Annotated in this window: 26 protein-coding genes; 18 read left to right on the forward strand and 8 right to left on the reverse strand. The window is 38.8% G+C overall.

Translation table 11 applies throughout. The annotated features are described in order from the left end of the window. Nucleotides 1–151 precede the first annotated feature (151 nt). The 10 genes from MKY78_RS10860 to MKY78_RS10905 all read left to right on the forward strand — a co-directional run bounded on the left by MKY78_RS10860 (nt 152) and on the right by MKY78_RS10905 (nt 7,635). Nucleotides 152–649 (forward strand): hypothetical protein, encoded by a 498-nt coding sequence (locus MKY78_RS10860; protein WP_211740929.1) that lies wholly within the window; start codon nt 152–154, stop codon nt 647–649. 215 nt (nt 650–864) lie between these two features. Next, nucleotides 865–1,509 carry a phosphoribulokinase gene (locus tag MKY78_RS10865; protein WP_339212515.1) on the forward strand — a complete coding sequence of 215 codons (645 nt, stop codon included), beginning with the start codon at nt 865–867 and terminating at the stop codon, nt 1,507–1,509. 34 nt (nt 1,510–1,543) lie between these two features. After that, nucleotides 1,544–1,801 carry a hypothetical protein gene (locus MKY78_RS10870; protein WP_339212518.1) on the forward strand — a complete coding sequence of 86 codons (258 nt, stop codon included), beginning with the start codon at nt 1,544–1,546 and terminating at the stop codon, nt 1,799–1,801. A 556-nt stretch (nt 1,802–2,357) separates the two neighbouring features. After that, nucleotides 2,358–2,849, forward strand: a complete 492-nt coding sequence (locus tag MKY78_RS10875; RefSeq protein ID WP_246521258.1) for a hypothetical protein — start codon at nt 2,358–2,360, stop codon at nt 2,847–2,849. Nucleotides 2,850–2,987: 138 nt separating this feature from the next. After that, complete coding sequence (locus tag MKY78_RS10880) at nt 2,988–3,470, forward strand: GNAT family N-acetyltransferase (protein WP_339212523.1); 483 nt, start codon at nt 2,988–2,990, stop codon at nt 3,468–3,470. A 143-nt stretch (nt 3,471–3,613) separates the two neighbouring features. Beyond that, on the forward strand, nt 3,614–3,796 hold the full coding sequence (locus tag MKY78_RS10885) for a PspC domain-containing protein (protein ID WP_339212526.1): 183 nt from the start codon (nt 3,614–3,616) through the stop codon (nt 3,794–3,796). Between the two features lie 319 nt (nt 3,797–4,115). Then, nucleotides 4,116–4,919: a nucleotidyltransferase domain-containing protein gene (locus tag MKY78_RS10890; RefSeq protein WP_339212528.1), complete on the forward strand. Its 804-nt coding sequence runs from the start codon at nt 4,116–4,118 to the stop codon at nt 4,917–4,919. 176 nt (nt 4,920–5,095) lie between these two features. After that, nucleotides 5,096–6,073 (forward strand): HD domain-containing protein, encoded by a 978-nt coding sequence (locus MKY78_RS10895; RefSeq protein WP_339212532.1) that lies wholly within the window; start codon nt 5,096–5,098, stop codon nt 6,071–6,073. Between the two features lie 86 nt (nt 6,074–6,159). Beyond that, a complete protein-coding gene (locus MKY78_RS10900; RefSeq protein ID WP_339217883.1) occupies nt 6,160–6,771 on the forward strand; it encodes an HD domain-containing protein in 612 nt (203 codons plus the stop codon). A 597-nt stretch (nt 6,772–7,368) separates the two neighbouring features. Next, on the forward strand, nt 7,369–7,635 hold the full coding sequence (locus MKY78_RS10905; RefSeq protein ID WP_339212534.1) for a CPCC family cysteine-rich protein: 267 nt from the start codon (nt 7,369–7,371) through the stop codon (nt 7,633–7,635). Nucleotides 7,636–7,741: 106 nt separating this feature from the next. Here MKY78_RS10905 and MKY78_RS10910 read toward each other — a convergent pair whose 3' ends face one another. After that, a complete protein-coding gene (locus MKY78_RS10910) occupies nt 7,742–8,911 on the reverse strand; it encodes an MFS transporter (protein WP_339212537.1) in 1,170 nt (389 codons plus the stop codon). Nucleotides 8,912–8,992: 81 nt separating this feature from the next. On the opposite strand from MKY78_RS10910, the gene yeiL reads away from it, so the two are divergent. Further along, a complete protein-coding gene (yeiL, locus tag MKY78_RS10915) occupies nt 8,993–9,664 on the forward strand; it encodes a transcriptional regulator YeiL (RefSeq protein WP_339212539.1) in 672 nt (223 codons plus the stop codon). Nucleotides 9,665–9,725: 61 nt separating this feature from the next. Then, nucleotides 9,726–10,688 carry a nucleoside hydrolase gene (locus MKY78_RS10920; RefSeq protein WP_339212542.1) on the forward strand — a complete coding sequence of 321 codons (963 nt, stop codon included), beginning with the start codon at nt 9,726–9,728 and terminating at the stop codon, nt 10,686–10,688. A 51-nt stretch (nt 10,689–10,739) separates the two neighbouring features. On the opposite strand, the gene MKY78_RS10925 is transcribed toward MKY78_RS10920, so the two are convergent. From MKY78_RS10925 to MKY78_RS10950, 6 genes are all read right to left on the reverse strand, one after another. Beyond that, the gene (locus MKY78_RS10925) at nt 10,740–12,152 is read right to left on the reverse strand and encodes an MBL fold metallo-hydrolase (protein ID WP_339212544.1); all 1,413 of its coding nucleotides are present in this window, start codon (nt 12,150–12,152) and stop codon (nt 10,740–10,742) included. 76 nt (nt 12,153–12,228) lie between these two features. After that, nucleotides 12,229–13,596 (reverse strand): ABC transporter substrate-binding protein, encoded by a 1,368-nt coding sequence (locus tag MKY78_RS10930; protein ID WP_339212547.1) that lies wholly within the window; start codon nt 13,594–13,596, stop codon nt 12,229–12,231. Between the two features lie 67 nt (nt 13,597–13,663). Further along, a complete protein-coding gene (locus MKY78_RS10935; RefSeq protein ID WP_339212550.1) occupies nt 13,664–14,491 on the reverse strand; it encodes a carbohydrate ABC transporter permease in 828 nt (275 codons plus the stop codon). 18 nt (nt 14,492–14,509) lie between these two features. Then, a complete protein-coding gene (locus MKY78_RS10940; protein ID WP_339212553.1) occupies nt 14,510–15,400 on the reverse strand; it encodes a sugar ABC transporter permease in 891 nt (296 codons plus the stop codon). A 12-nt stretch (nt 15,401–15,412) separates the two neighbouring features. Continuing rightward, nucleotides 15,413–16,498, reverse strand: coding sequence for an ABC transporter ATP-binding protein (locus MKY78_RS10945; protein WP_339212556.1), 1,086 nt, complete (start codon nt 16,496–16,498; stop codon nt 15,413–15,415). A 170-nt stretch (nt 16,499–16,668) separates the two neighbouring features. Next, a complete protein-coding gene (locus MKY78_RS10950; RefSeq protein WP_339212558.1) occupies nt 16,669–17,394 on the reverse strand; it encodes a DUF421 domain-containing protein in 726 nt (241 codons plus the stop codon). A gap of 297 nt (nt 17,395–17,691) precedes the next feature. Here MKY78_RS10950 and MKY78_RS10955 point away from each other — a divergent pair, with 297 nt between their 5' ends. Then, the gene (locus MKY78_RS10955) at nt 17,692–18,027 is read left to right on the forward strand and encodes a zinc ribbon domain-containing protein YjdM (RefSeq protein ID WP_339212560.1); all 336 of its coding nucleotides are present in this window, start codon (nt 17,692–17,694) and stop codon (nt 18,025–18,027) included. 296 nt (nt 18,028–18,323) lie between these two features. Here MKY78_RS10955 and MKY78_RS10960 read toward each other — a convergent pair whose 3' ends face one another. Beyond that, nucleotides 18,324–19,370, reverse strand: coding sequence for a hypothetical protein (locus MKY78_RS10960; RefSeq protein WP_339212563.1), 1,047 nt, complete (start codon nt 19,368–19,370; stop codon nt 18,324–18,326). Between the two features lie 319 nt (nt 19,371–19,689). On the opposite strand from MKY78_RS10960, the gene MKY78_RS10965 reads away from it, so the two are divergent. The 5 genes from MKY78_RS10965 (at nt 19,690) to MKY78_RS10985 (ending at nt 25,085) form a co-directional block, all read left to right on the forward strand. Then, complete coding sequence (locus tag MKY78_RS10965; RefSeq protein ID WP_339212566.1) at nt 19,690–21,189, forward strand: malate:quinone oxidoreductase; 1,500 nt, start codon at nt 19,690–19,692, stop codon at nt 21,187–21,189. A 101-nt stretch (nt 21,190–21,290) separates the two neighbouring features. Then, nucleotides 21,291–22,040, forward strand: a complete 750-nt coding sequence (locus MKY78_RS10970; RefSeq protein ID WP_339212568.1) for a collagenase — start codon at nt 21,291–21,293, stop codon at nt 22,038–22,040. Between the two features lie 629 nt (nt 22,041–22,669). Then, nucleotides 22,670–23,419: a MerR family transcriptional regulator gene (locus MKY78_RS10975; RefSeq protein WP_339212569.1), complete on the forward strand. Its 750-nt coding sequence runs from the start codon at nt 22,670–22,672 to the stop codon at nt 23,417–23,419. Further along, entirely contained in the window at nt 23,419–24,357 is a 939-nt protein-coding gene (locus MKY78_RS10980) for an ABC transporter ATP-binding protein (RefSeq protein WP_339212570.1), read from the forward strand. Before MKY78_RS10975 ends, MKY78_RS10980 begins: the two co-directional genes overlap by 1 nt. After that, the gene (locus MKY78_RS10985) at nt 24,354–25,085 is read left to right on the forward strand and encodes an ABC transporter permease (RefSeq protein ID WP_339212571.1); all 732 of its coding nucleotides are present in this window, start codon (nt 24,354–24,356) and stop codon (nt 25,083–25,085) included. The genes MKY78_RS10980 and MKY78_RS10985 overlap by 4 nt, the downstream gene beginning before the upstream one ends. The last annotated feature ends 57 nt before the right edge of the window (nt 25,086–25,142 follow it).

The following is a 25,142-nucleotide window of genomic DNA, read 5'->3' on the forward strand; positions in this document are numbered from 1 at the left end:
TAAGAATTCCAATTCAAAAATAAGCTAAACCAAGCAGTCGTAATGGATTCTTTATTGCAGATAGTATAAAAAACTTTCCAGCCGGCATCAGAATACTGAACATATTCGCAAATCGCCTTGTGAATAAGGCTTATTAGGAGAGGGAAACGAAATGAAGAATAAAGCAATATGGGGAATTGCGGTGTTAGTCTTTGTTTTAGCTGTATTGGTAATTTGGTGGATTCAATCATCCCAGAAAGAAGTAGAGGATAACGCAGAATATGAAGAGCAAGAGCGTATTCGGAGCTTTTTCACGGAGCTTAGACAGCATAATGGCTTTCTTTATACAGGAGAAGAGGAGTCGTTTTTCCTTCAATTTGACGAGGCACTCCTAGAAGGGGAGCTGACTGGCAGTTTATTAATAATCGAGCATACAGACGATAACGCTAGTCAGGATATAGAAACGAACTATCAAATAAACGGCATAACCGATGGACATATTTTGGAGCTTTATACGACCGTGGATGGGGAGTCTGTCAAGCTAACTGGTCAATTCCATGATGGTGCAGATCGCTTTGAGTTATTCTTCTGGATGAGGGAGGATCCATTACTGTTTCGTGCAGTGACGGAAGAGGAATTCAATCAGTTTTATGAGGAATTGAACGAATGACTTTGGATTAGCATACCAATTAACATACGTATTGGTATGCTTTTTTGTTTAGGAAACAGAGTCCAAATTATTTAAGACTATGTTAAATAATGTAAACGATACAACAAATTTGTGATAAGATGGAGTTAAATATTTTGAATATTTTGTACGTTGGATAGAGTAAAGTCGTTCATAGGAAGTTAGGTAGCATAGATTACTAGCAAGGAGAATGAAGGTTGGATACATTAATTCAAAAAATCACACGATGGATTCGTCAGGCAGATGGGAAGCGGATTATAGGAATTTCTGGTCATGGAGCTGCTGGGAAGACGACTTTTGCCCATGCATTAATGGAAAAGCTAGATTGCCAGGTTACTTATCTAAACACCGATCCATACATCGTAAGCTCAGTAATAAGAAAACATGCATTAATTGATTATACACATAAAGGTACAGCCCATCGATTTAAGATGACTGCTTGTCATCCTGCTGCACATCATATCCCTTCCTTGGAAAGGGATATATGGATGCTAAAGGAAGGAATGGATTTACGTACGATAGATACCTTCTATGCAAAAAGTGAGGTACTATCCTCACATAACAAGATAACCATTGTAGAAGGCATGAGTGTAGCGTTTGCCAATCCGGAGCTATTTGATTTACTCATTTATTTTTATACCGATGGGGATACAGAATTAAAAAGGCGATCCATACGCGATATAGAAAAAAGAGGAGCAAACATGGATTATTTACTGCAATCCCATCAGCAAAGACGTATACAATACAAGGAGTTCATGCATTCGTACAGTAAAAACTTCGATATTGTCATAAAAAGCGTGGATGATAAATTCCATATTAAGAAAAATACCGTTGATTTTTAAGACTTCTTCATGTAATGGAAAGGGGTTAGGCTATATGAATCAGGACAAAAAACATCTATATCTTAATATGGTTGTTGGCACAATCGGAATGCTTTTAATGGGTATCGGATTATTACAATATATATCGATAAATCCACAAGGCTTTGGCCTAATGACAATAGGCTATGCATTAGTAAATAGTTATATTTTTTATCTAGAAGCAAAGGCCGGGATAAGCAATAAATTAATCTGGATTCAGTCCATTCTTGGGGTAACTGTTTTACTAGTCATAGCGTATTTTATGTATATTTAAAGTGTTTAAATTTTATTAAAAGGAGGAGAGAACTATTAATAGAAATCAGAAATTAACGATTATCTTTATTCTTTTAGCTTCTTCGTTTATAGGTCTAGGAAATGCACTACACCCATTGATCAACTATTCACCAACAATTGGGGGGTGCTTGGGAATAACGTGTCAATTACTTGCTTTAGTATTTGCTTTTAAATGGGAACGTAGGAGAACGCTGCGTAAACAAAAGGGGTGCTAGTGATGAGGAAAAGGATGTTAATCTATGGGAGTAGCATATTAGCGGCGAGATAACGTATGTAAAACTAAATTCCTCTTTAAACATTCTTGGAGTGAGTGCCAATGCTGAATGGCAGGACCCTATTAACAGCCATTGAGCAGATATCGAGGGAATAAAATAGTACGGTCTATATGAAGTGGAAAAAAGTATAACAAATGGGGATTATAGATGATAATTTCTACTGTGATTATGGGATGGATAGGCATTTAAATTTTTTTAATTATCATATTTACTTATCAGAAATTGGCAAAAGGGAACGAGTATGCTTTTATACATTTATTAATGGCATTGATGTATGCAATGTGGCTACCTTTACCATTCGCACTAAATACATTACTACAATCAGATTCTCTACAAGTGGGCAGTATATTTGGGTTTGTCTATCTCATGATGATTGTGATCACGATGACCCTTCAAACCGGCCATATTTCGTATATAGTAAAACATAACGAGGATAAATCGATTACAGAGAAGCAGGGCCAATATATGATGGCTACATTATCCAACCCATTTGAATTATTAGCCAATATCTTCAGATGTGTTTGGTCACTATTTTTAGGCATCGCTTTTTGGAGTAGCGGACAAGTGTTAATGGCAAGTCTTTTGTTGTTATTTAGTTTATTCGTTTTTTATTTTTTCGCTATAATGCTGGATACAGCCTTAGTCAAACGCGTTACCTTTTTCTCCAAGGTAAAACCGAACCCTATTTTAGTTAATCTAGAAACATTACTGTTCTTTATTGTATTGGTTAGTTATGTAACTTTTCACTCTTAAAGGAGTGTAAAGAATTGTAATTGGTTCAAATTGCGTTTGATTACGTGCAATGGAGAAAGATTGAAAAGCAAGTATATTAATAGAATAGAACGACTGGTTTCTATCTGAATGTAAACGAGATTACAGAGGTGACCTAGTATGAAGTATTATGCGGTAGCAGAATTACCTAAAAGTAGAATAATAGACTTTTTTCAGCAACATTGGGGAAGTCCGGAGATGGTTATTTCCAGCGGTGTTTATGATTGCAGCACATTAGATGGTGTTGCTGCTTTAAATGAAGCAGATACGATGATTGGTTTAATTACGTACATTATAAAAGATCACGAATGTGAAATTATTTCATTAGATAGCACCGAGGAAGGAAGAGGAATAGGGACAGCTTTAGTTCAAGAGGTGGAAAAGCTTGCAATGGAGAAAAACTGTAAGCGGATAAAGCTCATTACAACAAATGATAATTTACTAGCGTTAAGGTTTTATCAGAAGCGAGGCTTTACCTTATCAAAAATTTTTCCGAATGCAGTGGAACAAGCGAGAAAGCTTAAACCAGAGATTCCTCTAATAGGAAACGAAGGTATCCCTATAAGAGACGAAATTGAATTGGTCAAGGTATTAACCTCCTAAAAGCTCGGGTTCCCTAAGTTTTTTTGAGCTTATATTAAGGGATAATACGGGCAATTATAGTATGTGTAAGTGAAACGTTTTCCAGCTTTAAAACGTAATACATAATAGAATGTGACCTTATATAAGATGAGGAGGAAGCTATAGTGAATAAGAAGCTTACGAAGTCATCAACAGATAGGGCTTTAACTGGAGTATGTGGAGGAATTGCTGAGCATTTTGGTATTCCTTCATTAGCAGTAAGATTAATTTTTATTTTTATACCATCAAATTTGATTATTTATATTATTCTCGCGATAACACTTCCAGATAATTATCCTTCATTGTAATCCAGAGCGGAGACTTAGATGGGGAGTAGTGTTTGAAAGTACAGTATTGGGCTTTTAGATAAAATTAAAATGTGAATATAGGCTTAGATATAGTGACCAAAGTGGGTCGCTTTTTTTCTTAATAAAGGAAAGCGGGAAAGTGCGTCTCTGTATCCTAAATGAGCAAGGAAAGTAGGAAAAGGAAGTAGAGTTAAGTGTTCTGAACTCTAAATGAGGGAAGAAAGGAGAAAAAGGTAACAGAGTTCAAGTATAATAAAAACAATCAGAATAGGAAGACTCCCATCGCACATAGAGTTAGAAAAAGGGAAAGGAGGAGTAAATGGTGAGCTTAAGAACGGGCTATGGTTTAGATGCTAATGGATTTATTATAAGCGATGTTCATATCGATAAAATAGATAATGACTATATGGCTTGCATTCAGGAATCTGTTGAGTGTCTTAGGAAAAGGTTTGGTCAATGCTTACATAGTGTTTATGTCTATGGTAGTGTGGCTAGAGGTGAAGCGACTCGTGTTAAATCAGATTTAGATCTTCTTGCTCTTTTTACTCGCAAATTGAATTCTGATGAAGTAAACGATTTAAAGAAACTTAGTGGAGAACTGTCCCAAACGTATCGTGATCTCGTTCGGGATGTTGGTATTGCCGTTACCGATTATGATTATACTGTAGACCCAGCTAATTATTACGAAAATGCATTTCTTAGGGAGATTTGTGTTTGTGTATATGGAAAGGATGTAGGGGAACAATTTGGTCCATATAAACTAACCTCGGAGATAGCGATTCAATTCAATGGAGATATTTGCGAGGCGCTTAACCGGGCATTACATAGACTAGAAACAGCCTCCAATGAGGAAGTTAAGTCATTTACACAAGGCTTCGCTCGTAAGCTTATTCGAACATACTATTCCATGGTGATGGCACGTTCTCAAGTTTGGACGACAAGACTCCATGAGCAAGCGGAAGTCGCAATCCAACACTTTCCAAATAAAGAATCTGTCATTCATACCCTGCTAAATTGGATTGAGGAACCACCTTCTGACAGGGAGCGTGTAAGTGAGCTATATAAGCGCGAAGGAGAGTGGGCTTGTGCAAATTTTATACGGGAAGCGAATATGACATCTTGAATTCCTCTCCTTTTATTACGATATATATTAAAGAATTTTTCCCTATTTAATATTAAAACGTAACCAAGGCGATGTAAGAAAATCGCCTTTTTATTTTGGAGAAACATACTATTTTAGTACTATTAAACTATAAGGTTATTCTAGAATTCTAACTAACGGTTTAAGGGAGATAGGGAATGATTATCTATGATGAAATTTATGGGGAATTTGAAGTAGACGGTGTATTAGAAGAATTGATTTTAAGTAAGCCAGTACAACGGTTAAAAGGAATTCATCAAGGTGGGGCAAGCTACTTGGTGAAGGAAGAATGGGATGAAACGCGTTTTAGTCATTCCGTAGGTGTTATGTTGTTAATTAGAAAACTTGGTGGATCGATAGAGGAGCAAATCGCAGGATTATTACATGACGTCTCCCACACCGCCTTTTCGCATGTCATTGATTTTGTATTTGAAAATAAGGAAGAAGACTATCATGAAAAAATATATAGCACCGTTGTGGAAAATTCTGAAATTCCCAACATTTTAATGAAACATGGCTATCATTATGAAGACCTATTGCTGGATGATACAAAGTGGACATTGTTGGAACAGCCAGCACCAGAGCTTTGTGCCGATAGGGTGGATTATACGCTTCGTGATATGTATGCATATGGAAATATCACGTTGGAAGAGGTTAATCGTTTTTTAGATAATCTAGTCGTTGTAGAAGGAAAAATGTATCTACAAAACATAGAGAATGCCGAATGGTTTGTCAAAACATATTACAAAGAAGTGATCGACTTCTTTATGGATCCATTAAATATCTATGGTTATGATATATTAGCTAAGGCACTGAAGCGATCATTAGAAAAAAACATTATTAACCTTGATGATTTCCTTGGTACGGATGAGGATGTAATCAAAAAGATAAAATTATCAGAGGATCAAGATGTACTGCAATTCATGCGAAGACTTCATTTTAATGTGAAAGTCAAAGAAGATCGGCAGCACTATGACATACATCGGAAAAATAAAGTCCGCATGATTGATCCGTCCATATATATGAATGGAGGATTGATACCGTCATCAGAGTTATCCGTAAGCGTAAGAAACATGGGACGTGCAGCATACGAGAAAGCAAACAGAGGGATGTATGTCAAAATAATTTCTAATTAACCCAACCAAAAAGGGATGAGTTAGTTTAAATGTTATTTTGGATGTACACTAAAGTTATTGGGGGAAGAAGCATGAAAACAGAGCTGATGAAAGTCATGGAAATAATCAAGCTAGGTGAAAAGCTAAAGTATGAAATGCGACATAGCTGGCTATCTAATGGCAGACAAGAAAGTGTAGCAGAGCATACGTGGAGAGTCTCCTTAATGGCTATGTTATTAGAACCGTATTTAAAACAGAAGGTAGATACTTCAAGACTACTAAAGATGATCATAATCCATGATTTAGTAGAGGCCGAAGCCGGTGATATCCCAGCATTTGATACGATGGATAATATTAAGGTAAAAGAGCAAAAAGCCTTAAATGAAATTAAATCCATCGAAAAAATTAGAGATACACTAGGGGATTCATTGGGAGAGGAACTTTATCATCTCTGGTTTGAATATGAGAATAAACAAACATATGAAGCAAAGGTTGCGAATGCCTTAGATAAACTAGAGGCACAAATACAACATAACGAAGCCGATATAGCAACATGGATTGATATCGAACATAGAATGAGCTTTATGATGGACCAATATGTAGCGTTTGACCAGAATCTCCAACTGTTCAAGGACATTATTGAAGAAGAAGCTATGGAAAAGCTGACTGCAGCCGGAATAGATGCTGACCGGATAAAGAATGAGGTCTTGTCTACTTAGCGATGTGCCTATACTGGGTGAAGGTGTACCTATAACAAAGAAGGATGCGCCCACCCCGGGAGTAGGTGAGCCCAAATTAAAGGAAGATGAGCCCGACCCGTGAGAAGATGAGCCCAAATTAAAGGAAGATGTGCCTAACCCGAGGATAGATGAGCCCAAATTAAAGGAAGATGAGCCCGACCCGTGAGAAGATGAGCCCAAATTAAAGAAAGATGCGCCCACCCCGGGATAAAATGAGCCCAAATTAAAGAAAGATGCGCCCACCCCGTGAGGAGATGAGCCCAAATTAAAGAAAGATGCAACCCCCCCCCGTGAGAAGATGAGCCCAAATTAAAGAAAGATGCGCCCACCCCGGGGGTAGATGAGCCCAAACTAAAGAAAGATGCACCCGACCCGTGAGAAGATGAGCCCAAATTAAAGAAAGATGAGCCCACCCCGGGGGTAGATGAGCCCAAACTAAAGAAAGATGCACCCGACCCGTGAGAAGATGAGCCCAAATTAAAGAAAGATGCACCCGATCCGTGAGCAGATGCACCCAAAACAAAGAAAGATGCTCCCTAACAAAAAACACCAAATACTACCACAAGAGGTGAATACATGAAATATACTTGTCCTTGTTGCGGATATAAAACATTAGATGAAGAGCCACCAGGTACGTTTGATATATGTGAAATCTGTTTTTGGGAAGATGATGGTTATCAATATGAATTTGTAGATGATACAGGTGCGAATGATGTTTCCTTTAGGGAAGCACAACAAAATTTCATAGCATTTGGAGCTGTGAATAAAAGATGCCTAGAGTTTGTGAGGCCGCCTAAAAAAACGGATGTGAAGGACCCGAATTGGAAGACATTAGGTGGATGAAGAGCTAAATTAAGGCTACATAGTATGGAGAAGTAAGGATGGTTAACTAGAGGTTGGGACAGTCCAAAATATAAGAATGTTACTCCCAACCTCTATACCCTTACTATTAATTAAACGAAACAGATTCTTGCTTACGCTCTAACCCCTGGTAAACGAAAGCTAGAAGCATAGCTGGAATTGTACAAACGATCATACCGATAAAGGCGAATCGCGGTTCTACTTCGTATAAATATCCCCCGAAAATAGTAAATACGGCTGTACTCCAGCTTAGAGCTAATGCCGAATACATTCCTTGTGCATTAGGTATTTGTGCGTTCGGAATATGCTTGATTAAATATTTCATAAAAGCATAATGTCCCATCGCAAAGGAAAGGGCATGTAGCAACTGCGCAATACTAAATACGATTACATTCGGGAAAGCGAACACTAATATCCAACGTATGGTTGAACCGAATGCGGCTAAAGTCAGCAGTGATCCGACAGAATATTTCTGAAAGCCTTTGTCTGCTATCGCAAAGAATAGGATTTCTGCTAAAACGGCAATGTTAATGATAACGCCAATCAGATAAACAGGTGCGCCGATATCCTGTAAAAAGATGTAGCCATAATTGTAATAAGTAGCATGTGCTGCTTGTAGTAGGATAACAATAATTAAGACGATACTAAAGTGCTTTATACGGAACAACTGGAGCATGCCACTGCGCGAGCTGCTCACTTGTGGTTTTTCTGCTAGAACGGTTGGTGTTTGCATAAAGCCTAGACCGACAAATCCAATCATACCAAGTAGCAATGCCCATAAAATGATGTCGTCACCAAATTTATCGGTAAAAATAGTCAATACCATGCCGACAGACACAAATCCAATCGAACCCCATTGCCGTGCTCTACCATAATGCTGTAATTCTTTATTTTGCATCAGCACACCAGCAGCGCTATCTAATGCAGGCATCAGTGTTGGATAAAAGATATGTATGCCTATTGTGACGATTAGTAGACTAGTAAAGTCGCTTGCAGGAATATAACAGAGAATCGCAATAATCGTACTGATCCCTGTTACATGCAATAACATTTTACTGCTAATTTTTCCGGAGAAATACGGAAATGCAAATAAGGTAGATAAGCCTCTAGCCACTAGACCTAAACTCATAATCAAGCTAGCCTCTGAGACACTAATACCCTTTGTATAAATCATCCACCCTGACCAATAAGGTAGAAAAATTCCCCATGTTAGAAAAAAACTAAAAAACTGCATACTCATCCAGCGTTGTGTATTCATTCTCTGTCCCCCTTGTTGATTGCATGATATCATGGAAGTATCCAGTAAGAATATGAGATATCTCTTATTATGAGGTGAGAAATGGAAATTTACAAAGGCGAGAAAAAGCGGAAGTTTATAGAAGAGAACGCAATCGGTCATTTATTTTCTTTTCCGATAGAGGAGTACATGGAAGTCCATGAATACAGGCGGGATGATTGGATTATTCAGGAAGGTATGCGACCCAATTATTTATTTTATGTGATAGAGGGAAAGGCAAAGATTTATATAACCCATCAGAACGGAAAGGTTTCCTTAATTAATTTTATCAATGAAAATGAATATATTGGTGAAATGGAATTGTTACATGACGTGTATTATACAAAGGGTATTCAAGCGACAACGAAGACGATCTGCTTTGCGCTTCCTATAACCCACTATCGAAAGAAATTACTGGAAGATACGAAGTTCCTAAGAGAACTGACGAAATTCTTAAGTTTGAAGGCGACCAATATGGCGGCTAAATATTCACAGAGCCTCGCCTTTCCACTAGAAAACAGACTTGCAGATTTTATTTTGCAAACGGCAGACCGGGGGGGGTATAAAGAAAAGCATGTAACAGTTTGTGATTATTTAGGCGTGTCATACCGCCATTTATTGTATGTACTAAACCAATTTTGTGAAAAACAATACTTGTTAAAAGTAGGCCGTAACTATGAAATTTATCAGTATGATGCATTACGCTCGCTTGCCAAGGTTATAGAGAATAAGTAAGGAGTATAGTAGGAAAAGCATGGATAGGATACAAATACATAACGATAAGGGGTAGATTCTCATGACAAGATTACCAATTATTATTGATACAGATCCAGGAATTGACGATGCCATGATGCTCACTTTAGCATTTGCTAATGATGATGTATTAGATATTCGGTTAGTGACCACTTGCGCTGGTAACATTCCCCAAGCGAAAACAAATTATAATGCACGGGCATTTCTAAGTTATATCGGAGCAGATGTAGAAGTTGCACGTGGTTTAGAGCAGCCAATATTCCGAGCGTTAGAAGTAGCAGAGGATATCCATGGGGAGAGTGGCTTTGGCAATGTTTCGTTCCCTGAGCCGACATTACCAGTAAGTGAGCGTCCTGCTATTAGCGCCATGCTGGATACGATTATGAATAGTAAGGAGAAAATAACGATCGTAGCAACCGGTCCATTAACGAATGTCGCGGCACTTCTATTAGCACATCCAGAGGTGAAATCAAATATTCAACAAATCTCCTGGATGGGTGGGGCAGCTGTTGGCGGCAATATGTCTCCGTTTGCTGAATTCAATGCTTATGTCGATCCACACGCGGTTGAGATTGTATTCCGTTCGGGAATTCCGATTGTGATGAGTGGATTAGATGTAACCCATAAGGCATATGTCACACCAGCAGAGGCAAAGCAAATTCTAGAGATTGGAACTGAATTTGCAGAGAAAGCATACCAACTCGTAACCTTTTACTTAGATGCCATCAAGAAAACGCCCTTCGACGAGGAGAACTATGACCAAGTATTACACTTCCACGACGTATGTGCGGTTATGTATTTATTGAAACCAGAGTTATTTCAAGGGAAGGATTATTATGTGGAAGTGTCCTTAGAAGGGATAACATCGGGAGCGACAGTTGTAGATTATCGAAATCGGATGGAGAAGGAACCGAATGTTCATGTGTTACACTCTGTGCAAAGAGAGGATTTTGTGGAAGTATTTATGAAGGCGGTAAAGCATATTTCGGATAGACTACAGAAATAGTGTAAATCTAGCAGAAGGGACTCAAGCCTCGGAGTCCCTTCTACTACCAATCTATATGTCTTCCTCCACTAATTCCACTAATGCTCCGTTCTGCAATATATAGGTTTTCCCATATTGTGGTAGCAATTGAATCCCTCTTTTAGGTGTTAATCGTTCTGGATGAAAGCTATGAAGCGGTATTAACACATTTGGATCTAATTCCTCCACGATATATTGTAAATGTTGTGGTAGTGCATGTCCTCCTGTTCCAACAGCAACCTTAGCTAGACCAAGATGATCTAGTATGCGCTTGAGGTTATGAAAAGCTGGGTCATAATCCCCCAATGGCACACCGTCAGAATGGAAGTATAGTCCCTTTTCTGTGTTGAGATCAAATAGCTCTAAAGCTTGATCGTATGAATTTTGTAATAGGTATTCATGAGGACTCTCATTAATCACTTGAGCAGAAAGGGAAGGATACGTATTGAACAGTTTTATTTGCCAGTCCTGTAATTGATTATTTTCCCTTAAAAGTCTTAGCGATTCCGATTCATAAATGTAAAATGACGCTTTATTTAACAAATTAGCTGCGAGCTGGGCCGTGCCAATTTCGAAGACTACTTTCCGATTTAGTAATTGTCCTGCTTGTAACAGACCGGCAATTCGATCTATATTTCTGTGGTAAATGTTAAAGATACCGATTCCTTGTTTGTCGTGAAGTAGCTCCGCCATTACCTTTGGTACCTTAGGTTCGGTTATTAGCTCCGCTGGGATATCCCTATTGGCAACCAGCAATTCTTCAGGAAGCTCCTCTTCACTGCGTAGCGTAGTCCCTTCTATAATAACTACATCAAAACCAAGTGTTTTTGCCTTTGTAATAAATGATTCCACTCGTTCTGGGTGATTACCGTGTAAACGAAGGTCTCCGGTATAGACAACAGCGCCATCTGGTGTTTCGATATGAAAGCCACAAGCACCAGGAATGTCATGATCCACTTGAAGTGGTGTTATTTTAATTTCCCCAACGAAGAAAGGTTTGTCATATTCACAAGATTCATAGATTCTATCCCCATTAACCCTTTCACCAATTAATTCTAATGTTTGGTAAAGGTCATGTGATTCCTTACTCATAAACACCGGAATAGATGGATCGATGAAGCCCATGCCACCGATATGATCTAAGTGTAAATGGGAGATAAGGATAGCCGTATTCCCTTGATAGTGATTGGCTGGTATTAATGAAGAGCCTATAGGTAAGGAAGCTTCATGGTAGATGCCATCTATCTTTGGGATAAGTTCTAATGTTAAATAATCACGGGTCATGGCGCTTTCTCTTACTTGTATTTGACCATCTAATATGTTGGTTTGGGGGCTGTAAACAAGTCCAAAGTCAAAAATAACGCGGTCGCTTCCATATTGTAGGGAGACAATTGTCCCGCCAATCGAACGTAACCCACCATAGAATGTTAATGTTGTTTTATTCATATATGTATCTCCTTTTAATAATAAGTGAAGGAACCTGAATATCCAGGTTCCTTTACTATAAAAGTCGTTAACTTAATTATTGGCCAAGCTCTCTTTTTGCAGCTTCTTCTGCGTTAGCTAGTCCTTCGTCAACTGTAATTTCACCAAGTAGAACGCGGTCTAGCTCTTTTGCTACAGCATTTTTTAATGCATAAGCGCCTTTGATACGAGGGTCATAGAAGCCAGCATCAAATTGCTGTTCCCCTACGCCATACTCTGGATTTTCAGAGACATAAGCTTTCCATTCGTCACTTTCAAGTGCAGAGTAACGAACTGGTAGATAACCAGATTCCATTGCCCAATAAGTCGTGTTTTCAGTGTTAATTAAGAACTTCATATATTCCCAAGCGGCATATTTCTCTTCTTCTGTTGCAGAAGAGAATACGGATACGTTTGTACCTGCAAATGGTGTTGCTGCTTGCTTACCAGCAGGTAGAACGGCAGCTCCCCAGTTCAATCCGTTTTCTTCAGCTGGAGCCGCTACATAAGGAATACCAGCAGATGAACCAATGTAAAGTGCTACATCACCACGCGCAAATGGCTCTGACATGTAACCATCCTCACCAGCAGTACGCGCGATGCCATCTTCAATCATGCCATAAACAAATTCTAATGCTTCTTTACCTTCAGCAGAGTTCATTTCAAAGGTTCCATTTGCTTCATCAAAGTAAACACCACCAGCTTGGTGTACCCATTGGTTAAATTCTAATGTTACAGAGTTTTCTAGACCTAGACCGATAACATTTCTTCCGTCTTTTTCCCCTGTTGTCGCTTCAGCAACCTTACGAAGCTCATCCCAAGTTGTTGGAACGTCAACACCTGCTTCTTCTAAGTAATCGACATTGTAGAACATAATACGTGTACTTTTATTGAAAGGTAGTCCGTAGTATTTTCCATCCCAAGTGTTCATTTCACGGAAAACTTCTACGATATCGTTTAATTCGTCTTCAGAGAAACCAATTTCTGAATCTGTAACATATGGCGTCATATCAGCTACTAAATCATTTTCCAGATATTCTGTAATCCAGTCTTCATACGATTGTGTTAGTACTGGAAGCGTATTTGCTCTTGCCGCAGCCATGTTTTTAGTGGAAAGATCATCATAGCTACCTTGGTTAACTAATTTTACAGTAATATTTTCTTGTGATGCATTGAAATCGTCGGTGATTTTTTCTAATGCTTGTTCATGTCCACCACTCATCGCGTGCCAGAATTCAATTTCAATCGGCTGATCTAATGATGTCACAACACTTGAATCCGTATTGGATTCGGATGGTGCATTAGTTTCTGTGTTTTCCTTGTTACCTTCGTCTTTGTTACTTTCTTCTTTGTCACCGTTATTGCCGCAAGCTACTAAAGCGATGGTTAAAAGAGAAATAAGTAAAGTTAATAGAAGCTTTTTCAACATAGTTTCCTCCTAGGATTTGTTTTATATTTCATAAGGGTTTGACCCTTGTAAAACCATAAATCGATTAGCCCTTAATTCCTGCTTTTGCAACACCTTCAATGATGTATTTTTGTAAAACAAGATAAAGGATAATCATAGGTAAAATGATCATCGTGGAAGCAGCCATTAATAATTCGTATACCGTTCCAGCTTCCGTACTAAAAGAAGTTAGCCCAACAGGTAATGTTCGCATTTCTTTGGATTGGGTTACAATTAATGGCCATAAGAAAGCATTCCAGCTGCCTATTGCTTTTAAAAGAACAATCGTAATGATAGCCGGCTTTGCCAATGGAACCATGACGGTCCATAGGAAGCGAAAGTCGCGACAGCCATCGATTTTGGCTGCGTAGGATAGCTCTTTCGGAATCCCAAGGAAAAACTGACGTAATAAAAAGATAGAGAAAATACTAGCTAGCCATGGGACAATTAATGCTTCATATTGATTAATCCATCCTAGATTGGCTAGTGTTACATAGTTTGGAATGAGTAGCACCTCACCCGGAACCATCATCGTACCTAAGAGAACAGCAAATACAACATCACGTCCCCAGAAGTTAATACGGGAGAACGCATAGGCTGCGAGAATGGTAGTAAGCACTTCCCCTAATGTAGAGAGAACGGTAACGATGAGACTATTCATCGTATAACGGAGAAATGGTGCGATAGCCCAAGCGTCTTGATAGTTTTCCCATTTAGGGTCATCCGGGATCCAAACGGGTGGCATTGCTGTCACTTCCCCAGAAGTCTTTAAGGAAGTACTTAGCATCCAGATAAAAGGTAATAACATTAAGAAACTACCAAGTATTAAGATTAAATAGATAAAACCTTTAGATAGAGCAGCTTTTTTGTACAATCTCAATTCCCCTCTCCATTAGTAATTCACCCTGCGCTTACCTATGTATAGTTGGACAAGGGTAAAGATGAAGATGATGATAAATAGTATATAAGCTGCGGCTGATGCAATCCCAAATTGCCATTCATTGTAAAACTTCTCATATATGTAATAGACAATCGTTTGGGCGCTATAAGCAGGGCCGGGTTTACCACCAAATAATGCAAAAATCTCATCGAACACTTTAAAGTTATTAATAATCGCTACAATCGAAACAAAAAATGTAGTCGGTGATAATAAAGGCACGGTAATGTGAAAGAACCGTTTAAGTGGCTTGGCACCATCGATTTGCGCTGCTAAGTAATATTGCTTATCAATGTTTTGTAATCCGGCTAGGAAAATAATAATGTTATAGCCTAACCCTTTCCAAATACTCATAATAATAAGTGCAGGCATGGCCCACTCTGGATCTGTTAACCACTTGATTGGATCGACTCCAAAAATGCCAAGGAAATAGTTCATCAACCCATATTCCGTATGATAAATCCAACGCCAAACGATAGAGATCGCAACAACGGAAGTAACAAATGGAATAAAGTAGATAGAACGGAATATTCCTCGTAATCGAATATTCGAGTTTAGCATGATCGCGATGACTAATGAGATAACAATGGATGCTGGTACTACCCCGAGAACGAAAATGAATGTGTTCTTAACCGCTGTCCAAAATTCATGATCCTGAAAAATGTAAGAAAAATTATCCCATCCGTACTCATAAACAACATCATTGAAATAATCATAATCGGTATAAAAGCTCATGATAAAAGACTTAATAATCGGATAGATATTGAAAACACCTAATATAACGAGTGCTGGTAATAAATATAGAAGAGCTTTTAATGTACTGGATAATGTTGGTTTTAGATTCAACAAAAGCCCTCCTTATTCATTTTTTAACCCTAAATTCGCTTCTGTCTTTGCGTCAAATAGGTGGAAACGATCATTCCGAATCGTTAAATCTACTGCGTCCCCAGGCTGAATCGTAAATTCAGGGTCTACTAGGGCACGAATAGAATGTCCGCCAATCGTGGCAGATAGTAATGTATCTCGACCGATTCTTTCAACTAATTCAACAAGGGCCGTTAAGCGTATTTTTGATGTGTCTTTTGCAATGGTCCAATCTTCCGCACGTACACCTAATAATGCCTCATTAGATGAGGATAATGCTTGATTTATGGTGAGTGGGTTAGGGAAGGACTGTTCGGTATCTTTAATGGTAATACTTCCTTCATTTAACATGACGGGAATCATATTGAGAGGCGGACTCCCCATGAACTTACCTACGAATGCGTTTTTAGGAAAATCGTACATATCCTGAGGAGGGCTATATTGTTGATACTTCCCATCCTTCATAAGTAAAATTCTATCCGAAATACTCATCGCCTCTTCTTGGTCATGGGTTACGAAAATGGTTGTAATCCCGACCTCCTGCTGAATTCGGCGAATTTCCTCGCGCATTTCTAATCGAAGTCTAGCATCTAGGTTTGATAATGGTTCATCTAGTAATAGTAGATTCGGCTTTTTAACAAGGGCACGAGCAATGGCTACACGTTGCTGTTGGCCACCAGAAAGCTGCTTCGGCTTACGGTCTAGCAAATGTTCGATTTGCACAAGCTTGGCCATTTCAATTGCTCTTTCTTCCGCTTCTTTTTTAGGTACTTTTGCCATCTTTAATGGGAACATAATATTTTTCAGCACAGATAGGTGCGGGTAGAGGGCATAATTTTGAAATACCATGCCAATCCCACGGTCTTCAGGCTCTACGTCATTGACTAACTTGTCACCGAAATAGAGTTCACCAGAAGATGGCTTATATAATCCTGCTAGCATAAATAATGTTGTACTTTTTCCACATCCGCTTGGACCAAGAAGGCATACAAGCTCTCCTTCATTAATCGTGACATTTAGATTGTCTACAGCGGTAATATCATCAAACTTCATTGAGATATTGTTTAACGCTAGTTTCAAGTTGTAACCTCCTAAAATAATACCTAAGTCGACAAATTTCATTATATAGATGTTCTACTAAGCTAATGTAAATTGGTGGTAAGAATACTGTAAATTAATTGTTGTTTACTAGCATGATAGATTTTATATCAAAATAAAAAGCGCCTCAGAAAACCTGAAGCGCATAGAAATCAATGCTTAATCGGTGGAATCGTAATAGAATGATCATCATATAACGAGATCTGTAATTCTAAATATTTATTAATGGAAGCAAAGAATACCTTCTCCACCTCATCAATTCCTTGCTGGGATAGCTGTGTTCGTATCCAATCCTCATCAACGTTTAAATCTGCTAAAACATCCGTGTATATCGTTCCTTCTATAATGACAGGAAACGTGATGTTGGAGGTAGGATTCGTCCTATTCATATCTTCTAATGTAACAGGATTTTTTAACGGCTTCTTCAATACACTAAGTGATCCACTTGCTTCGACAATCGCTGTTTCCACATCACTGATATCAAATACATCCTTTTCTCTTAGCATTTGCAGGATATTATCAATCGAGTAACGAAGCTTTTTGAGATTTTTATGGATGAACTTTCCATTATGTATCACGATGGTAGGTTCAAAGGTAAATAATCTCCCTATTTTCCGATTAGATATTTTCCATTTGGCGACAACTTTTTGGAGGATCCCGATTCCAATAATCGCCATGGCGGTTGGGAGATGATGAATACTAGGATCAGCAATATCGGCTCCAACTACCGCACCTAAGGTAACAATGATTAGGAAGTCAAAAACAGGTAACTCACCGATGGCTCGTTTCCCCATAAGTAAGGTAACGATAAGAAGCAAAGGCAAAATAGTAATGATTCTACCAAAAATCAAGCCAGTTTCTTTTAAAAACTCTATCATCTGCATACCACTTTCTATAGCTAATCTTTGTTTTATAGTACCTTTTCTTCCCAAATGGAGTGGAATACATACCTAGGGTGGATAAATGAAAGGAACGAGATGATGCGGATGCATGATATAATAGTGCGAGTAATTGTTTTCACATTGTAATACTGAATATGCAATGATTGAAAAAAATATCCTTTACTTTAAGAATTTAAGAAGAGATTTGGAATAGGGGTGTCCATGGGGGAGTCCTACATGATTAAAAAACGTAATGTGAGAAAGAAAATTTAAACTGTGAGGAGCCGATTAAATATGAATTTACCTAATTGTCCAACGTGTAACTCAGAATATACATATGAGGACGGAACCATGCTCATTTGCCCGGAGTGCGGCTATGAATGGGTGCTTAATCAAGAGCAAGACAATAAGGAAGAGCTAGCTATAAAAGATGCCAATGGCAATATATTACACGACGGCGATACGGTAACCGTTATAAAGGATCTGAAGGTAAAAGGCAGCTCCTCTGTGCTAAAGCAAGGAACAAAGGTGAAGGGCATTCGCATAGTAGACGGTGACCACAATATTGATTGTAAAATCGTTGGATTTGGCGCCATGCAGTTAAAGTCAGAGTTTGTAAAGAAAGTATAGCGAAGTAAACAAAGGAGGTGCATCCCATTTAAGTGGACGCGCCTTTTTCCTTCATTATTTACCCTTAAATGATTCTCTTGTTCCAATTGATAAGAGGAACCCACTTACATGCTATTAGTGAAGATATCCCATTATTATCGACAATTAGAAGCAAGTAATTTTCGTGTGAGAAGAATGCCTGGGAAGTCTGTTTTTTTAGATGAGAATGTATTGGCGTTATAATCGTCATAGAATAAAAAAGAGAAGTGTGGCTGAGACAAAGTGCTCACTGAGTCCCAGCCTTTGGGAAGGGAATGTTATAGTTTCCCGATATAAGATAATGCTTTTGTATCAAGAGAATCTGCTCCACCATCTAATATCTTTCGTACATCATTTATTGTCGTAGCGAGATCTACAGATTCACCTTCTATTCCAGAGTATTCTTGCGCTACATAAAATGGCTGTGTTAGATAGGCTTCTAGACGTTCTCCTCTATGATAAATCTCCTTATCTGCTTCAGGAATTTTATCTAGTCCACGTACCGTGACAATAGAACGTAGCTCTCGATAACGGCGTAATAATTTTCTAGCTCTTTGCTGTGTAAATAGATGATGTTGGTCTAGGTGAGCTCCCTCTAGAACAGAAGAAGTAGAAAAGATTGGGTTGATAGCAGGGAAGCTATGTCTTGCTGCGAGGTCGGCATCAAAGTATAGTAATGTTTCTAAAGGTCCATATGGTAAATCCTCATCTACGACAGCTCCTTTTAAATCAAGTAGGAAAGTAGTAATAGATTTTAAATCATATGCTTGAAGCTGGTCTTGTAGCTCAAATATCTCACCAGTTAAAACATGAGAGCGATCTGCTGTGAATATGATTTCTTGCTCTACTCCAATGGTAATCATTTGTTCATAAGCTTTTTCAATCGAGTCTACCACATTAACTACATCAAAGTCTGTTAAATCGTTCAACTCCGGATGGTTTCCTTCTGGTTTTAATAGAATTATGGAATATCCATCATCATGAAGCCTATAAAACAACTCTCTTAACAAAACAAGCTGCCCCATTCCTGGACGGGCTACTAAACCAACAGTCCCACCCTTAGATATAGGTGCAAACAAATCCAATGTTTTAATTTTAGTCTCAATCATTTCCACTGACTCCCCTCTTATAATTAGCTCATCTAAACTACATTTAGCGAGTGTTGCAAGTGCAACTAAGGTCTTTACTTCAGCGCGTTCAATTGGAATTTTCCCTGTACATAGATTCGAAACAGTAGCCGGTCGTAAGCCAATTGATTTGGCCGCACTGGTTAGATTCGGTACTCTTCTACGCAATAGTGAAACATTTAAACGTATCGTTTCCATCTAATTTTCACCCCCTTTACTTTATATAGTAATTCATATTACGTTCTGATGCAATGATTAATTACTCTGAAAAGTAATTTTATTTACATGATGGGAGTTGGTCGGAAATAACGCCGATTTATAGGGTAAGGCAACAAAAAGTAATACTAGAAAATATCGATTAATGAATACCAATTAATATATAATTCGAAAAAAATCTGCTAAACTAGTAATATGTTATAATGATTTTAGAAAATAATTTTTGTAAGGCGTGAATATTTCTAAAATTGGATGCGCCTACAATTGATTTAAGCACTTCTAGAAGATAGGGATGGGGAAAATGAGCAACAATGGAATGAAAACAGATGTTATCTTAATTGGTGCCGGCATCATGAGTGCAACATTGGGGTCATTGCTTAAAGAATTGGTACCAGATTGGAAGATTACCGTATTGGAGCAACTACAAGAGCCAGGGGTAGAGAGCTCGAACGAATGGAATAATGCTGGAACAGGGCACTCGGCATTATGTGAGTTAAACTATACTCCTGAGAAAGCAGATGGATCTATTGATATTAAGAAAGCAATCAATATCAATGAACAATTTCAGCTTTCCAGACAATTCTGGTCTTACCTGGTGGATAAGGGGTTAATTAAACATCCAGAAGACTTTGTTATGCCACTGCCGCATATGAGCTTAGTACAAGGGGAAAAAGATGTAGAATTTTTGAAAAAAAGGTTTGAAGCGCTGTCAAAAAGCCCACTATTTAGTGGAATGGAATTCTCCGATAATCCGGATAAGCTAAAGGAATGGATCCCCGTTATTATGGAGGGTCGTCATTCTGATGAACCGATAGCAGCTACGAAGATCGATTCTGGTACGGATGTTAACTTTGGGGCATTAACACGTACATTATTTGATCATTTACAAGAAAAAGATGTCACGATTAACTATAATCATAGTGTGAAAAATATGAGACGCACCAGTGACGGTTCCTGGGAATTAAAGGTAAAAAATCTTGAAAGCGGAACCGTAGAATATCACACTGCTAAATTTGTCTTTCTTGGTGCTGGTGGAGGTAGCTTACACTTACTGCAAAAATCCGGAATCCCAGAAGGAAAAGGTATTGGTGGCTTCCCTGTAAGTGGATTATTTATGGTATGTAATAATCCAGAAGTGGTGGAAAAACACCAGGCGAAAGTATATGGAAAGGCTAAGGTTGGTGCGCCACCGATGTCTGTACCACACTTAGACACGAGATATATTGATAATAAGAAATCATTACTATTTGGACCGTTTGCAGGATTTTCTCCGAAGTTCCTAAAGACGGGTTCATACTTTGATTTAATTAACTCAGTGAAACCGCATAATGTGTTCAATATGATCGGAGCAGGTGTTAAGAATTTCTCCTTAACGAAATACTTAATCCAGCAGGTCTTATTAACGAAAGAAAAGCGGATGGAAGAATTACGGGAGTTTATCCCAGAAGCTAAAAGTGAAGATTGGGATATGGTCGTGGCAGGTCAACGTGTGCAAGTAATTAAGGAGACAGAAGCAGGCGGTAAAGGAACCCTTCAATTTGGTACAGAAGTAGTAAGTGCAGCAGATGGATCAATCGCTGCATTACTAGGTGCCTCACCAGGAGCATCTACTGCCGTGCATGTAATGCTTGAAGTCATTGCAAAATGCTTCCCAGAACGCATGCAAGAGTGGGAACCAAAAATTAAAGAAATGATCCCATCATATGGACGTTCTTTATCCGATAACCCGGCATTAGCTCAAGAAGTATTAGAACGGACGGCAAAAACACTTGGACTAATTAATAGTTATCAAGAAGCATAGGGACATAAGGTCCCTAGCGTTAGGCTCTGTAGAATGTAACGTCTACAGAGCTTTTTTAATAGGGAGATAATGTTTAAAGGTTCTAGGACGGAGGAGAAAATATGAAACAAATCTATGCTTTTGAAAAAGTGGAAGACTACATGAAACGCCAACCTGTTATGGAATTTTTCATGAGTCGCTTATCCCTTTATCAACGGGAATTGGAAGAGCATTATGCGCTAACGGAATTACCTAAAGGAATCGTCTGGACTACAGCAGAACTAGCAACCGAGACATTCTCCACGATACCAATCCCTGCCTATACCAGTAAAGACCTAATTTACTTCACACCAGACATTGAAGCTTGGAGAAGTCTTTTCTTAAGACAACTAGAGGGACTTAAGCACCCTGGAATTGAATCTTTCTATGAAACGCTTTCCGAAAATCATATTTTCTCGATATTAGGGCATGAACTAACACATCATCTCGATCTGTTCCCAGATGAGTTTGATGAAGAACGAGAAGATAGTATTTGGTTTGAGGAAGGCATGTGTGAATATTTACCACGGAAAGCGATGCTAGATGAACAAGAATTTAATGAATTTACCAAGGTAGAAACAGAACTAGTTACCATATTTAAAGAAAAGTACGGCAAGCATTCATTAGATCATTTTGGTCAAGCTAGCTACAAGGGCAGTTTAACCAGTATTATGTATGACTATTGGCGAAGTTTCCTAGCCGTAAAGTATCTAGTGGAAGAATCGGCCAATGGAGATACCATGAAAGTATTTCAGGCATATCATGACTGGCATTACAAAGGAAGAAAGCAACCACTGACAGAATACTTTGGGATCAGTAGGATGTTTGATTAATCCTAACAGAAGCAATCAAGATCAAGTGACGATTTTGATTGCTTTTTTGTGCTTTAGATAGTGGGGGGCTGTGCCCGGGATAAGGGAGACACGTGAGAGGGTGTGTCTGTTGCCTAAATAAGGAATTAGCAGAGAAAAAGGGAATAGAGAGAGTGAATCAGTGACCTAAATGGGGAAGAAGCAGGTGAAAAGGTAACAGAGGGAGTGGATCAGTGACCTAAATGGGGAAGAAGCAGGTGAAAAGGTAACAGATAGAGCTCCTCAGTGACCTAAATGCGGGAAGAAGCAGGCGAAAAGGTAACAGAGGGAGTGGATCAGTGACCTAAATGGGGAAGAAGCAGAGAAAAAGGTAACAGAGAGAGTACCTCAGTGACCTAAATGGGGAAGAAGCCGTCAAAAAGGTAACAGAGGGAGCATCTCAGTGACCGAAATGCGAAGGAAGCAGTGAAAAAGGTAACAGAGAGCCCCCCTCCATGCCCTAACCGAGAAAGAAGCAGAGAATAAGGTAACAAATCAACCATCTCCTCCCCCTATAATCCAATATCAACAAACCATCATAATAAAATATCAAATAATTTTGTATATATCTATTGAACATCACGTAACGTGTTGTTTTATACTTAAGAAAATTGGGAAAGGGTGGTGTCATGTACACGATTGGTACTTTATCGAAAAATACCGGGGTAACTAGAAGAACATTAGATTATTACGATGAGATTGGTCTCGTTAAGCCTTCATCGAGAACGAGTGGTGGGCATCGGCTATATAGTGAGGATGATGTCATGCGACTAGAGCGTGTTCTGGCATTGAAGTATATGGGATTTCCGTTGGATAAGATTAATGCTATCTTGCAAAGCTCCAAATTAAATTGGCAGGAGTCAATCCAAGAACAATTAGACATGGTGAAACGGGAACAGGAACGTCTGAAAATGCTAGAACAAGCACTTCAAGGTGTCCTATACTCGATTGAGTTTGAAGAGAAAATTAGTTGGCCAATCATTTCGCTAATCATGAAGTTCTATCACCAGGAGCCTGAAGAATTAATACAGCAATATAATCATTTTATGAATGAGGAAGAAATGAGAAAGATAATGGAATGCAATGAAAAGATGAGTGAGGAAGATATTCGTGAATGGATGAAGGCTGTCTATGATATCAAAAAACATCAGGACATCGACCCGAAATCTGACCTGGCTTTACAGCTTGCAGAGCGTTGGCTGAAGCAAGCGGAGAAAATGTTTGATCATGATGAACAACTGCTCGGTAACTTGTGGGAATCATTAAAAGGTCTAGAAGAAGGCGTTGTGTTCTATCCAATGGATAAGGGTGTTGTAGAATTTCTGCAAAAAGTATCTAAAGCACATGGGGAGATGGAATAATGGTACTGGAGATAAACGGTGTGACAAAGGTGTTTAAAGGGAAGGGGAAGTCAAAATTAATAGCGAATGATAATATTTCGCTTACGATGAAGGAAGGAGAAATAGTCGGCTTATTAGGGCAGAATGGTGCGGGAAAAACCACTTTAGTGAACCAAATAGTAGGTTTAGTAACGCCGGACCAAGGAGAGATTCGCCTATTTGGAAAATCGGTGACGGACAATCGGGTGTATGCACGGTCTGTTTGTTCGGTTCAGCCACAGTCCCAAGTACCTTTAGGATTTCTTACCCCTAGGCAGGCAGTTTCCATTATTGGGAAAATGCGAGCTGGAAAAAACTATAATCCGAAGCGACTTGATATGCTCTTTGACGCATTAGATATGGGGAAATGGGCTGATAAAGAAGGGGAAAAGCTTTCTGGTGGTGCCCGTAGACTTACTGCCTTTTGTATGGCGGTCATTGCCCCTGGTAAGCTAGTCATCTTAGACGAACCAACCAATGATGTCGACCCAGTTCGTCGGCGTTATTTATGGGATGTCATTCGAAATTTAACCGATAATGGTACCTCTGTTATACTAGTTACCCATAATGTGTTGGAAGCAGAAAAAGCGGTGGACCGTGTTGCGATCATTAATCAAGGAAAAATTCTTACACAAGGAACCCCTTCCGAAGTAAAACGTTCCGTAAGTAATCAAATGCGAATCGAATTGAATCTACTAGAAAAAATGGAGGAACGATATATTCCACAATGGGCTATTTCCTATCATCAAAGCGGATCTCGACTAATTATCAAGATGAATACGGAAAATGTTACAAATGCAGTTGCGTGGGCTGGAGAGCAGGTAGATTTAGGGACTGTAATGGATTATTCCTTAACACCGACAACCATTGAAGATGCTTATATCGAACTAACCTCAAATAAGGTGGTGGTTTCCTCATGAAAATATATAGCCATTACAAGTATGTTTTTCAAATGCAATTCTTAAGAAACGCGGGCTTTTTGATTTTTATGGCTTTAATGCAAATCCTGATATCCATTGGAATTGTGATAGGGTTTACTTACCTAATGCCTAGTCCAGACACCCATTCCATCCTCTATTTGGCAACAGGTGCTCCGACCATTATTTTAATATTTACGGGGTTAGTCATACTTCCACAACAAGTAGGTACATCCAAAACAGATGGCTACATGGAATTTATGCGAACATGGCCAGTGAACCGTTCCGTTATTCTTAGTGCGGATACGACGATATGGTTATTGATTACGATTCCTGGTATTGTTGTTGCCTCTTTTATTGCTCATTTGCTGTATCAACCAGGATATGATATTTCATGGACAATAGTTCCAGCCCTTCTCATGATTGCACTCACTTCCATTGGTGTAGGATATGGATTATCTTATCTATTATCCCCAACGACATCTTTAGCTTTGTCCCAAGTAATTGTCTTTGGAGCTCTTATGTTCTCACCAGTCAACTTTCCAATGGACCGACTACCAGAATGGCTACAAACACTTCACGAAGTACTTCCGATATATTCCATGGCAGAAGTGATGCGCGCATCACTAGCTTCATCAACATTTGATGCTTCCTTGGGAAATTACATTAATTTACTTATCTGGTGTGTGCTTGGCTATGGTGGGGCAATTTATATTTTGAATAAAAAATAAAAAGTGGGCGGGGACTGTACCACCTCCACCGGAAATAGTACAGTCCCCGCTATGATC

The organism is Ornithinibacillus sp. FSL M8-0202, from assembly GCF_037975285.1.
GTDB lineage: Bacteria > Bacillota > Bacilli > Bacillales > Amphibacillaceae > Ornithinibacillus > Ornithinibacillus massiliensis.

Coding starts and splice junctions, on each gene's coding strand:
- MKY78_RS10860 (WP_211740929.1), top strand. CDS start 152: ATGAAGAATAAAGCAATATGGGGAATTGCGGTGTTAGTCTTTGTTTTA.
- MKY78_RS10870 (WP_339212518.1), top strand. CDS start 1,544: ATGAATCAGGACAAAAAACATCTATATCTTAATATGGTTGTTGGCACA.
- MKY78_RS10875 (WP_246521258.1), top strand. CDS start 2,358: ATGGCATTGATGTATGCAATGTGGCTACCTTTACCATTCGCACTAAAT.
- MKY78_RS10880 (WP_339212523.1), top strand. CDS start 2,988: ATGAAGTATTATGCGGTAGCAGAATTACCTAAAAGTAGAATAATAGAC.
- MKY78_RS10890 (WP_339212528.1), top strand. CDS start 4,116: ATGGTGAGCTTAAGAACGGGCTATGGTTTAGATGCTAATGGATTTATT.
- MKY78_RS10895 (WP_339212532.1), top strand. CDS start 5,096: ATGATTATCTATGATGAAATTTATGGGGAATTTGAAGTAGACGGTGTA.
- MKY78_RS10900 (WP_339217883.1), top strand. CDS start 6,160: ATGAAAGTCATGGAAATAATCAAGCTAGGTGAAAAGCTAAAGTATGAA.
- MKY78_RS10905 (WP_339212534.1), top strand. CDS start 7,369: ATGAAATATACTTGTCCTTGTTGCGGATATAAAACATTAGATGAAGAG.
- MKY78_RS10910 (WP_339212537.1), bottom strand. CDS start 8,911: ATGAATACACAACGCTGGATGAGTATGCAGTTTTTTAGTTTTTTTCTA.
- yeiL (WP_339212539.1), top strand. CDS start 8,993: ATGGAAATTTACAAAGGCGAGAAAAAGCGGAAGTTTATAGAAGAGAAC.
- MKY78_RS10920 (WP_339212542.1), top strand. CDS start 9,726: ATGACAAGATTACCAATTATTATTGATACAGATCCAGGAATTGACGAT.
- MKY78_RS10925 (WP_339212544.1), bottom strand. CDS start 12,152: ATGAATAAAACAACATTAACATTCTATGGTGGGTTACGTTCGATTGGC.
- MKY78_RS10950 (WP_339212558.1), bottom strand. CDS start 17,394: ATGATAGAGTTTTTAAAAGAAACTGGCTTGATTTTTGGTAGAATCATT.
- MKY78_RS10955 (WP_339212560.1), top strand. CDS start 17,692: ATGAATTTACCTAATTGTCCAACGTGTAACTCAGAATATACATATGAG.
- MKY78_RS10960 (WP_339212563.1), bottom strand. CDS start 19,370: ATGGAAACGATACGTTTAAATGTTTCACTATTGCGTAGAAGAGTACCG.
- MKY78_RS10965 (WP_339212566.1), top strand. CDS start 19,690: ATGAGCAACAATGGAATGAAAACAGATGTTATCTTAATTGGTGCCGGC.
- MKY78_RS10970 (WP_339212568.1), top strand. CDS start 21,291: ATGAAACAAATCTATGCTTTTGAAAAAGTGGAAGACTACATGAAACGC.
- MKY78_RS10980 (WP_339212570.1), top strand. CDS start 23,419: ATGGTACTGGAGATAAACGGTGTGACAAAGGTGTTTAAAGGGAAGGGG.
- MKY78_RS10985 (WP_339212571.1), top strand. CDS start 24,354: ATGAAAATATATAGCCATTACAAGTATGTTTTTCAAATGCAATTCTTA.